At 40.4% G+C, this 12054-nt stretch carries 7 protein-coding genes; all 7 read right to left on the reverse strand.

Annotation, left to right across the window (positions count from 1 at the left end):
• Window positions 1–10 precede the first annotated feature (10 nt).
• The 7 genes from H8S64_RS14710 to H8S64_RS14740 all read right to left on the reverse strand — a co-directional run bounded on the left by H8S64_RS14710 (window position 11) and on the right by H8S64_RS14740 (window position 12047).
• Entirely contained in the window at window positions 11–1615 is a 1605-nt protein-coding gene (locus H8S64_RS14710; RefSeq protein WP_186976997.1) for a PKD-like family lipoprotein, read from the reverse strand.
• A 17-nt stretch (window positions 1616–1632) separates the two neighbouring features.
• Window positions 1633–2331, reverse strand: coding sequence for a DUF4843 domain-containing protein (locus H8S64_RS14715; protein WP_186976998.1), 699 nt, complete (start codon window positions 2329–2331; stop codon window positions 1633–1635).
• A gap of 14 nt (window positions 2332–2345) precedes the next feature.
• Window positions 2346–3791 (reverse strand): RagB/SusD family nutrient uptake outer membrane protein, encoded by a 1446-nt coding sequence (locus H8S64_RS14720; RefSeq protein ID WP_186976999.1) that lies wholly within the window; start codon window positions 3789–3791, stop codon window positions 2346–2348.
• Between the two features lie 10 nt (window positions 3792–3801).
• A complete protein-coding gene (locus H8S64_RS14725; RefSeq protein ID WP_186977000.1) occupies window positions 3802–7218 on the reverse strand; it encodes a SusC/RagA family TonB-linked outer membrane protein in 3417 nt (1138 codons plus the stop codon).
• Between the two features lie 107 nt (window positions 7219–7325).
• Window positions 7326–8510: a FecR domain-containing protein gene (locus tag H8S64_RS14730; protein ID WP_186977001.1), complete on the reverse strand. Its 1185-nt coding sequence runs from the start codon at window positions 8508–8510 to the stop codon at window positions 7326–7328.
• Between the two features lie 86 nt (window positions 8511–8596).
• Window positions 8597–9169 carry an RNA polymerase sigma-70 factor gene (locus H8S64_RS14735; RefSeq protein ID WP_186977003.1) on the reverse strand — a complete coding sequence of 191 codons (573 nt, stop codon included), beginning with the start codon at window positions 9167–9169 and terminating at the stop codon, window positions 8597–8599.
• A 169-nt stretch (window positions 9170–9338) separates the two neighbouring features.
• Complete coding sequence (locus H8S64_RS14740; RefSeq protein WP_186977005.1) at window positions 9339–12047, reverse strand: S9 family peptidase; 2709 nt, start codon at window positions 12045–12047, stop codon at window positions 9339–9341.
• Window positions 12048–12054 lie beyond the last annotated feature (7 nt).

Here is a 12054-nt window from a genome sequence, read left to right on the forward strand (position 1 = left end):
ACGGTTTTATTTAATTCCACCCCCAATTATCTCCGCTTCCAACTTTGAATCGTACATCGACAATTTTACCCAAATTCATTGCATTTTCAGGAGTTTGCCATATTAATTTTTCTTCATCTGTTTGCAAGTTTTTCCCATCTCTCATGTTAAGAATGACAAACTGTCCGTTATCCAAACCAATTCCGGCACGTCTGTGGTACCATACCTCGGCATTTATTGCCGTGACATTACCTGTACAGGTATAAAATAATTTAATTCCATCTTTGGGTGATTGCCTGCAATAAAGATAGAGCTCTTTATCTTTGGATATGAGTACATAATCTGATGCATCTTCAAAAGGCAATGTGTATATCACACTATTGGAATTTATATATGGAGCCAAATCTATTTCATTACGTCTACAATCGCTTAGGTATAAATTTGAAGAAGCCCAATCCCGATTTACAATAAAATCTTGAGTCCAGTATTTTCCGTCTTTGTCTTTTAAAATCATAAAGAAACCAACGGGTTGTGAAACTCCTAACGAAGGATTATAATATCCAAGATGAATCAATTCATTATCTCCCAAATTGTCTAAAGGAACCCAACCTGTCGGGATATCTTCCGAAGGTTTGCCCGGCATTACTTGTGGTTTGCTTAGATTCGTGGAACTGTAAATATCCGTTTGATCCAAAATTACAACCAGACGATTGTTTTCAAAATCATGGAGTGTTGCAAAACCATTTTCCTTGAATGTCGAGAGATAGATGTGAGCGTGTAATTCTTCTCCGTCCAATGTCACAGGTGTTTGCAAATAACTGCTGGAATGATACAAGTCATCACTGACTTTAACCCTAGAGAATATTTTCCCGTCATAATTTTCTATCAAATCGACTCTTTTCATAGACATGGTATTGACAGGTTTGAAATCAACCGGTAATGTATGGTTTGCAAAGGCCTCGTCGATCGTGATCACTTTTTGGAAGGTAAGACCGTCCAGATCGACCATACCTTGTCCTCCTTGTTGTACCACCATGATATTAGCGGCAAGATCATGATTATTACGTGTATTGCAAAAATGTTCATGCAGTTTGACTGGCAAAGTCCCTAACTCGCTATGGCTTTTCAGCTTATAGACGTCTTCGTATACAATATTAGCCCAAACGTCTTCACCTTTCTCATTTTCTTTCGTGTGTTCTTTCACGAACGTCAGGTAAGATTTCTGGTCTTTATCTCCCAGGACAATCCACCCGTCAACATTAAACTCGCTGCTTATAGTATATGACTGGCTTTGAATATAAGTAACTCCCGTGTTAGGATCAGTTATACGCAAAACAAGATAACCACTGGATAGCGTGTCCGTGATCCAATAAAAGTCTTTTTTATTCCACCCCGGACGTGTTTTGCCACACCATTCCCATGTATACTTCAACCCTTCTGTTTCAACTCCTCTGCTGAATGTTAATTCCGGCTTTATATCTATGGTATCACCAACTGCAAGAGAAGTACTTCCTGTAAATTTCCCAATTTCTATAGTGTTGATATCGTGATAAGAGTAATTCCCTTTATCATCATAGCAATTCGTGAAAAATAAAACTATAATGATGAGTGAAAATATATTATATTTCATATTCATAGTTTTTTCATTTTAAATTAATAGCAAGGGATTATCATTGGAGCACCTCCGGCTTCCGTGATGTCATTTTTGGGATCGTTATCGGCAAGCGAAGCCGCAATTGCATCTTTGAGTTGTAATGACAATATTCGCATTTCCCATGGTTCTTTGCCTTCAAAGGAGATTTCTCCGGTCACACGTATAAAGGCATCATATTTTTCCGGGGAAAATATCCCTAAATACATCTCAATAACCGTGTTATCCCACCATAGAGGTTTGCTGGTAATATTGTCATAACGAAGCTGTGCCGTTTGTTGGTAATAATAACCCGGTTCAAAGTTTTCATTCTCCGCCAACATGATTTTAAGGAGATATGATTTTGCCTCCAAATTCTTCTTTGAAACCTCTATCCACAACGTGTCTGTTGTGCGATTCGCTCTGAAGACTGGAGGTTGGGGTAACGTGTAATCTCCCGCGATAGCTGTCGTTAAGGAATCGATAACTTGAATTTTGTATTCAAGGTCCGCCCCGGCAGGTTCTCCGATCAGTGAGACAATGAAAGGAACCTTTAATGTATTTTCCCCGGGATAATGCGAGAAAGAAACATAGGCCGTGTCTATTCTTCCCTTTGTAGAAATAAATAATTGGCGATGTGCAGTATTATATAAATCCGTTTCTTGTTCCGAACAAGCAAAGAGGACGGATAATAATCCTAATATGATAATATATTTTTTCATATCTTTTGACGTGATTAATTAATAGTTTCACTTTCGGGTAAAGGAAGGATAAACGCTTCATCCGGCATGGATCTCTTGGGTTTGATGTTGAGTTTCTTGTAGTAGAACCACAACTGACCTTCTCCGACAAACTCTCTTTTGGCTTCATTAATTAACTCCGAGTTGAATTCGGTCATCGACGTGATATCCAAACGACCAACAGTACAATTCCGTCCCCGACGTACAATATCCAATTCGTTAGTCGCCTCTTTAAACATATTCGAGTGTGCGTAATATTCTGCCCGGATATAATACATCTCGCTTAAACGGAACATAGGTATCATAATTTCATTCGTCTGCGGATCGCTTGTGGCATTAAGAGAATATTTTAAAGATTGATACCACCAGTCATTAACTTCTGCGACCAATTTTTTTCCACGATAGTCTGCGGGATCATCAAACATATCCTCTTTATCATAAATGTCCAAATATAATATTACCTCCGGCGTATTATAATATGATAAATAATTATCCAGAAGTTTTTCATTTGACAATGCAAAAATCAGATCGTCATGTAATTTGGGTTTCGCACTAATGCTTTCTTCGGGAGTAAACCGGAATAGGTTCGCCGAATTATCTTTAGCATCAATAATGATTTGTGTTGTATTGAATGCTTCTTGATATTTACCAACGTAAGCGTATGCGCGAGCTAAAACAGCATTAATAGCGTAATAATTCATCCGGAAGCCTCTATAAGCCTCAAAAATATCCGTAATTCCTAAGATCGCCGTGTTCGAAGACGAACTTGAAAAGCGGTAATAATAACTCATTCTGTCTTCCCGTGTGCCTAACGTGTCATACGGGGCCACCAGATCTTTTGCCGCATTAAGATCCCGGATCACTTTTTCCATCACGTCGTTGATCGTTGCTCTGGACTCGTAAGTCGAGGGGTATTTCTCGAAATAAGGGATATAAGTTTGACCGTCATCTTTGGAAGGAGCAAACAAGCGCACCATTTCAAAGTGAAGGAAAGCCCGGAGGGCTAAGGCTTCTCCTTTAATTACATTTTTTTCAAGTTCTTCTCCCGCGAATTTTAGCGGATCCTCTCCGTCGATTCTTGACAACAGATTATTGGCATTTGCTATCGAATTATAAGTTTTCGACCAGATATTATCAATTAATGGTTTTACATTTTTATCCTTGTAATTATAATCGGCGATTGTACTCCAATTTTTGGGTAAATAACTTACATCATAATACCGTGCTAATACATCGAGAGCACCCCATGTCATTTCCCGACCATACATACTACCGGCTGCCATATTTTGGTATATGCCGTTTAGTGCGTTTCTATATCCAAGTCCGGTTTCAAATAATTGATCTTCATCAACTTGATTTTTCGGGCTTATTGTCAACCAATCATTACATGAAGTTAATGCAGTCAACAAAGTTATAGCGATAATAAATTTCGATATTTTCATGTTTTTTCTTTTAGAAGCTAGCTTTTAATGAAAAATTTATTGTTCTGGCAAAAGGATAACTTAGACCTCTTTCTTCTTTTACCGAAGACCATCTCACGAGATCCTCCGCCCCAATCTCAAAACGCAACATACTTAATCTGGCTTTTTTTACCCAAGGTTGGGTGAAATCATAACCAAGAGAGATAGAACTTAAAGATACCATATTATAATCTTGAACAAACCGGGAGGTAGGATTAGTTGTTTCAATTCCACCGGTTCTACCGCTTTCCAGTTTTTTAAATTTTGCCTTATCGCCGGCTTTTTGCCACCTGTCTGTTAATACTCGTTTATCAACATTCTCGTTGTAAATATCAGCATTCTCAACCCGGTCAACCAATGTCTGGTTATAACGTTGTCCTCCGAATTCATACATGAAATTGGTGAACAGGGAGAAGTTCTTATAGGTCAAGTTAAAACCGAATGAACCTTGAGCATCCGGATCGGTGCATCCGATAGCCACTTGGTCTGAAGTATTCCACACGTCGGTTAAAGTCCCGTCCGGTCGAATAAAAACTTCATTTCCATTAGACGGGTCGATACCCATGGAGCGTACCCCCCAAATCGTGTTCATGGATATTCCTTCCACGTATTTATTAAAAGGCTTACTCGTTGAACCGTCAAAACGACTGTTCGTTTTGAAATACTCGTCGACTTGCGTGTTATAGTCTCTCAAACTTTGAGCAATTTTCATCAGTCTATTTTGATTATGCGACAGATTGCCGAAAAGAGCCAAGTACAGGTCTTGCTTCCTGATAATATTCATCCTCAAATCAATCTCGTATCCCCTGTTCCTAACCTCTCCGATATTATCCTTGTACGTGTTGAAACCCGTGGAACTCGGAACTGTTACACTATTGATACAATCGGTTGTTTTCTTGTTATAATAAGATGCTTTGATATAGAAAAGACGATTTAATATGCTCAATTCAATCCCGACATCTAAAGTATTTGTAGTTTCCCAAGTGAGGTCTTTGTTACCTAAAGCCGTTAATGTAGCCCCGGCTCCTGTCTGATACCATTGTTCATCATTTATCGAATAAATCGTTTTAGCTTCATAATCCGAGAAATTGACATTCCCGGTTTGCCCGTAACTACCTCTAATCTTCAATTCATCAATATACTTGTAGTTATCCATGAAAGCGTAATTGTGAATATTAATACCGAAACCGGTTGACCAGAACGGGGCATATTTACGGTCGCTACCGAACTTAGACGATCCGTCAATACGCCCGGAAAAATCAAACAGGTAAATATCCCGGAAACTATAATTTACTGTGGCTATTGCCCCGAATAATCTGCTTTTCCCTTCCGACTGGGTTGGTTTCTCGTAAATTTCTTTCGCGTAATTGGGTGAATTCAGTGAACCTGATGGGAAGCCTTTATAGAAAGCAGACCCACTTTCACTATAATCTTCTTTTGTATTTATACCTACAGTGAAATTCACGTTATGTTTATCGAAAGTACGATTATAAGCTAATAACAAGTTCATATCCCAATTGAAGGATTCCCCGTTTGATTTCCTCAATTCTCCGGAATAAAGATGGGTCATGCTCAACGGTTCCGCATTCTGCTTGGAAAGCGGATCGAGAAATCTATCTCCATGTTCGACAGTTCTGGTAATGCTAAAGGTCCCCTTCAATAATAAATGTTGGGTTATATACCAATTAGCACTAAGATTGTTGATAAATTCTTCTATTTTAGATTTATCATAATTCATCAATGTCGATTCGTAAAGGGGATTTTCCCGATAGTCAGTATCCGTGCTTGTCTTGTCATAGTCTTGCAAGCGCTCAAGGTATTTCCCGTTTTCATCTTTGTAAGTATCATAAGGTTGAGCATAAGCGTATTTTGAAAAATCGCCGTATGGTGATTCTGCCGATTTAGTCAAGTTATAGCTTACTTGATTTTTTACTTGCAATTTCCCTATCCGGTAATCTACGTATAGGGCTACCCCGATATTATCCCTGTAAGAACCGATCATAACACCCTTGTTCGTATTATAGCTGAGATCGAGTCCGAACCGAACGTTTTCCGAACCTCCTTCTATAAATAGACTGTGTTTATGATTGAATACGGTTTCAAGAGGTTTTGCCAACCAATAAGTATCAATACCTTTCTCTATATTAGCAAGTTTCTTGTTATACTCTTGATCTCTGGCAATTTGGAAATCTTCATCGACATAGCAGCCGGCTAACTTCTCGACCTCCAACTTTTCTCTCGCATTGAGAAGATCATAATCCGACAGGTCGGGAGCGACCACGGAACCGGTAAAGCTATACGAAACATTCAATTTGCCGGGTTTCGGGGCTACCGTTGTGATAACCACAACACCATTGGCGGCGCGTGAACCGTATAGGGCGGTTGCCGCAGCATCTTTTAATATAGTGATGCTCTCGATTCTATTGATGTCGAAGTCGTACAATTTTTGCACACTAATCTCGAATCCGTCCATGATAAACGTCGGAAGATTCGGGTTGTTCTGCAAATTACCTTTGGTCGTGTAATTCGGATCCAGTTGCTTTATTCCGATACCGGATTCACCGCGAATATACATTTCCGGTAAGGCATTCGGGTCTGAGCCCCATTGGTTGTTTTCTTTGATGCGGAAAGAGGGATCGAATGCTTGCAGCGCTTTAATTACATTCGTTTTGGATGCCTTTAAAAGTTCCTCTTTTTTTACAGAAACCGTGTTTCCAGTGAAACTTTCTTTTCTGATGTTGGCGTATCCCGTCACGACAACCTCATCCATCTCCTCCACGTCTTCTTTCATCGTAATAACCAATTCTTTTTCATCATTTTTCCGTTCATCGCTCAAACGGTAATGGATGGTTTCCATCCCAATAAACGAGAACACCAAAATTGTACTATCCATTTTGGGTATCTCAATTTTAAACTTACCATCCGCATCCGTTACCACACCCAGTTTAGTTCCCTCTATAAGAATCGTAACTCCGGGCAACGGTACACTTTTCTCGTCTACCACCTTACCCTTGATTTGCCGGGGTTTCTCCTGTGCTTTTTCATCTTTAGCCGGAGTGATGATGACTACATCATTTTGAATAACATAAGACAAAGGCGTGTCCTTCAATAACTCGTCCAACACCTCTTCCAAAGTAGCATCCTTCACACTCAGATTCCGTTTCCCATACTTTATGACCTCTTCCATCTGGTACAAAAAACGATAACCTGTTTTTTGACTCACATTCGTGATAGCTTGGTCGATGGTAACGTCTTCCAAATTCATTGTCAATCTTACAACCTGAGATTTTGCACCTACCTGCAAGAAGAAGAGGGACATGAATAGAAGAAGAAGGCTGCGTTTAAAAATAAATCGCATCTTTTTAAATCTTTGCATCCCGCTAAAGACTTCAATTCCGTTTTTTTTCATACTTTTACATGCTTAATGATTAATGATTGACTTTTTAATCGTTATTAAAACTCACTTAGGAGCAGAAAATAGGACCAATATTTTCTGCTCTTTATATATAACAACATTTATTTGAACATCTTTTTTACGAATACAGTTCTATCTTTCACCTCGAACTGCACCCGAGTAGCTTTCTCCAACATATCCAATATCTCCGTGAAATCCTCATACCGGGCTAACTCTCCGGAGAAGTGATATTCCTTCAGTTCCGGGTTTACCCAAAATATATCAATATTATACCAACGTCCCAAGCACATCATGATGTCCTCCAACGTATTATTCAATAACACAAACCTTCCATCCTTCCACGCGGAATAAAGGCTCGCATCTACCCGACGAATAAAAAGTTCTCCATCTTTATATACAACTTGTTGATCAGGCTGAATCTTCACGCTTTGCTTTCCATCATATACCCGTACCAATCCTTCATTCAACGTGGTTTCCACAATTTTCTTATCCGGATAAGCCTGCAAATTAAATTGAGTTCCCAAGACCTCGACAGAAACTTTGTCATCCGCATTCACTACAAACGGGCGTGAAGCATCTTTTCTAACACTAAAGAAAGCCTCTCCCCGTAAAAATACACCCCGTTCGTTTTTCCCGAATTTAACAGGAAATCGAATCTCTGAATCCGAATTCAAAAATACCTCCGTACTATCGGACAAAAACAACTTGTACTCTCCGCCGCGAGGCACCCGAATGGTATTATACACTAGAACATCTCTTCCACTTTCTCCCGCAATCTCTTCATAAGAAACTTGACGACCATCATTTTTGGCTATCATGCCGCTTCCCAAAGCGATTAATTGTTTCGTACTATCCTGCAATACAATTTCGTCACCGGAAGAAGTAATCAGAACAGCCTTGGAACCACCCGTTTCGATACGAGCTATCGGTTGCGCAATCTCTCGTTCCATCGGCTTTCTAAAAAGTCCCCAATACAATCCTACCCCGACAAGTAAAATCATTGAAGCCGCAATACCTATCCACCAAGGAGATATACTTCTTCGTTTGTCTCGTAAGTCTAACTGTTTTTTCACCGTCTCCCACGAATCATCCACCTCCAAACGCCCGGCATATAAATCTCTGCTCGAAAGATTTTTTCCTTCAAGGATATGTTGAAATAGTTCTCTATTCCGAACATCCTCCTTCAACCACGCTTCCAATTTCTCTTCTTCAGCAGGCAAAAGTGTACCGATCACCTTTTTAGCGATCAAACGAGATATTTTATAATCTTTCGGATAGTCCACCATAAAACGTCCTAATTTAAATTTATAATTCTATCTACAGAACGACAGAATTTCAAAAAAGGATGAGTGGACTTGTCGTTTTTTTTCAATTATATTTTTGGCAACAGGAACAAAAGTAAATAGTAATAATCCTTCAACGCCACACGAAGAATATCCATTGCTTTATATTTCAAAGACTTAACAGTATTAACAGAGATGCCTAATTCTTCTGAAATTTCTTTATTTTGTTTACCTTCCAAACTCAATTTTATAATTCTGCGACTTTGAACGGGTAAAGCATCGATTGCCTCATTAACAATTCGATATGTTTCCTCTTCAATTACAATGTCGCGAAAAAAGTATTCACGCTCAGCAGCCCCCAAACTATTTTGAACAGGCATTTTCTTTTGCTTCTTCAAATAATCAAAGCATTTGTTTTTGACAGCTACATATAAAAATATATCCGGCGTTGTTTCAAAATTATAAGATTCCCTTTTTTCCCACAAATGAATAAATACTTCCTGCGCAATGTCTTTCGCTATATCTTCATCCCCGACAAGACGGCAAGCAACAATACACATAGACAAGTAATATTTTTTAAATAAGACCTCATAAGCCTCAATATTGCCGGTACGAATGGAGTCAAATAAAAAGTCCTCTGTATTTTGATCACGTTTAGACATAATTCTATGATTTACACCAAAAGAACACTCTTAAGAATACAAAAGTAGAGAAAAAAATGAAAATAACAATTTCACGAATAATTACTACTCATTCGCAACACAAATTATTTTGCAATAAAAAACTCGTTTTACAGATGTAAAACGAGTTCTTCACGTTAAATTATCTCACTCAATCATACTTCTGGTCTATCCCCCTCTCGTCTATATTTATCCCCTCTTTCATCCACCGGGGCATAGGTGCGTCTTTCAAGTAATGGTCAAAAAATTGTTGTAAACGAATCGTCCAATCCATTTCTGCCGCCTTGTTATACAAGAAATGTTTATCCCCCTTGTAATTCAGTAACCAAGCCGGTTTCTGCAAACGCCGCATGGCAAGAAATAAATTCAAACCCTCCGAATAAGGTACCGCCTCATCTTTATCACAATGAAATATTAATAGAGGCGTCTGTATCTTATCGGCATAGAATATCGGGGAATTTTTAATATACATTTCGGGGTCGTCCCAAAGTGTTTTTCCCATGCGGCTTTGAGTTTCCTCGTACATGAACATACGGGGCATGCCGCTTCCCTCCCGGATTCCGGTATAGGCGGAAACCATGCTTGAAACAGCCGCACCGGGACTGGCACACCGGAACATATTCGTGCGAGTCACCAGATAAGCCACCTGATACCCGGACCAACTATGCCCCTGTATACCGATACGGTCTTTGTCGGCAATGCCCCGGTCAATCAACATCCGGGTTCCGCTCACCACGGCATTGTAACTACTCTCACCCGGGGCACCTATCGTGAAATGCACATCCGGCATGAAAACCACGTAACCGTTGCTCACGTACGTTACCACGTTAATCATGGCACTACTCAAAGCCGGCACGGGATTCACGTGTATATCCCCGGTATGGGTTTCATAGAAATTCACGATAACGGGGTAACGTTTCGACGAGTCGTAATCATCCGGCAGGTACAACAATCCCCGGTTGCGTTTTCCCTCGAAATTCGTCCACTCGACCAGTTTCACCGAACCCCAGCGGTAATCCTTCTGCTGCGGGTTCGTGTCCGTTATCTTCACGGGACGGACGAAATCGGTTTTACTCCACCAGATATCACGGAATTCATGGTAATTCTGACGAATGTACATGCAATATTTCCCGTCATTGGTCACTTGATTAAAATTCAAGGCATAAGGCCCTTCCATCAATTTACGGATTTTGCGGGCGGGAGTCAGCACGTAAACCCCTTGGTCGAGAGTTTCAGTATTCCATGTTTTCAACAAAACATTCTGTTTCGTGTCAATCCACTTGGAATCGTAATTCGCTTTCAATAAACGCAAAGAGGTATTATTTTTCCGTCCCCAGCCGTTCGTGAGGGAATACACTGCATTTTTACCCGTCAGATCTATCACCCACATATCATACCTGTCATACAAAACCACTTTATTTCCCCCGTCAAGCCATCCGGCGATGCCATATGAATCAGCAGGTTTCGGCTTATCGTGCTCTTCGTCGTACACGGGATAACCAATCGCGGAAGATATATCCGTCAATTCTCCCGTGGTTGGTTCCAATTTATACCATGTTTTCTTTTCCCCGTGATAAAATAAAGCATATTTCCCGTTCGGACTCCATACCGGACGTTGACGAAAATCCGAGAATATCAATTTCCGCTCTCCCGTTTCTAAATTCACCAAGTATAAATCTGATGACTCACCATCCCTCCAGTCCGTCAGTCCGCGGTAAGGCGCCTCATTCGAAATAATCACGTAATTATATTCGTCACAGGTAGGATGAAACACTTGATCAAACTCCGCCGGCGAAACAAGTACACATTCCTTCGTGTCTACATGATAGACGTACTTCGGGGTGTTGCGCCGATAACCTCTCCCGTTCCTTTGGCGACTTTGAGAAAGTTCATCATCCCATTTCCACAATTCAAGTTCGAAACTCTTGTCCGGTTCCACTTTCGGGCGACGAGGCGTTGCCACCTTAGGCACACCGTCGACAAAAATATACCGACCGTTATTAAACGGCATATTCAACCCGCCACGAACTTTATACGCGGTATCGGGAAGCACCACCTCTTTCGTGTCCATGATCAACTTGTAAGTACCGTCTTTCATGTTAAAAGCATACAACAAGTCGGGATCTTTCAAGAAAGAAGTGTCCGACGCTACCGTGAATACCCCCTTCATATTCTCTCTATCCAACGTGAAATTTGTCAACCGGGCATCCGGATTACCATAAATCAACTTCTGCTTCCCCTTCACCGGACCGGCATAAAGAGATTTGTAACCATCACGCTCTTTCGTGTAGATGATCGTCTTGTTATTATCGAGCAATATATGGTAATCCAAACTATCCATGACAGTCGAATCTCCCGTTTCATAGTTCCAAATTACCAATCGTTTGATATCTTTGTCTTTCTCGTTTTTCCCGATAGGATAGGAATAAGTCATAACCGGAGAATCGGATGATTCGTTACAGTCATACGGTCTGTCCCATAACTGCTTTTTCATGTTCCTCAGAGTCAACAGGAAAACGGAATCCTTTACCAGCCCCGAAGTATCCCGCGGAGAAGGGGAAACCACGTATTTCAAGCATTTCCCGTTATTGAAGAAATGAGCTTGCCGCACATTTTCCAGTTCGTAAGTCTTACCCGACTCGTTATGGTGCAAATAAGTGACGGGGGAATCTTTCTCGTGCCCCTCGCTGTCAATATACACGAAACGGTAGGTAATCCATTTCCCGTCATCAGACATATGCTGCCCCTCTACCCTTCGCCATAATTTATAAGCCTCCATATCGAGGGGCTTTTTCTGTGCCATGCCATCCGTCAACCAAGCGAATAACAAACAACACAGCAAAATATATCGTCTTTTCATACCTATA

The sequence above is a fragment of the Butyricimonas hominis genome (genome assembly GCF_014287455.1).
GTDB classification, from domain to species: Bacteria; Bacteroidota; Bacteroidia; order Bacteroidales; family Marinifilaceae; genus Butyricimonas; species Butyricimonas muris.

Bases quoted from the DNA above. Each gene is read 5' to 3' on its own strand.
- H8S64_RS14725 (WP_186977000.1), bottom strand. From the start codon at position 7,218: ATGAAAAAAAACGGAATTGAAGTCTTTAGCGGGATGCAAAGATTTAAA.
- H8S64_RS14730 (WP_186977001.1), bottom strand. From the start codon at position 8,510: ATGGTGGACTATCCGAAAGATTATAAAATATCTCGTTTGATCGCTAAA.
- H8S64_RS14715 (WP_186976998.1), bottom strand. From the start codon at position 2,331: ATGAAAAAATATATTATCATATTAGGATTATTATCCGTCCTCTTTGCT.
- H8S64_RS14710 (WP_186976997.1), bottom strand. From the start codon at position 1,615: ATGAATATGAAATATAATATATTTTCACTCATCATTATAGTTTTATTT.
- H8S64_RS14740 (WP_186977005.1), bottom strand. From the start codon at position 12,047: ATGAAAAGACGATATATTTTGCTGTGTTGTTTGTTATTCGCTTGGTTG.
- H8S64_RS14720 (WP_186976999.1), bottom strand. From the start codon at position 3,791: ATGAAAATATCGAAATTTATTATCGCTATAACTTTGTTGACTGCATTA.
- H8S64_RS14735 (WP_186977003.1), bottom strand. From the start codon at position 9,169: ATGTCTAAACGTGATCAAAATACAGAGGACTTTTTATTTGACTCCATT.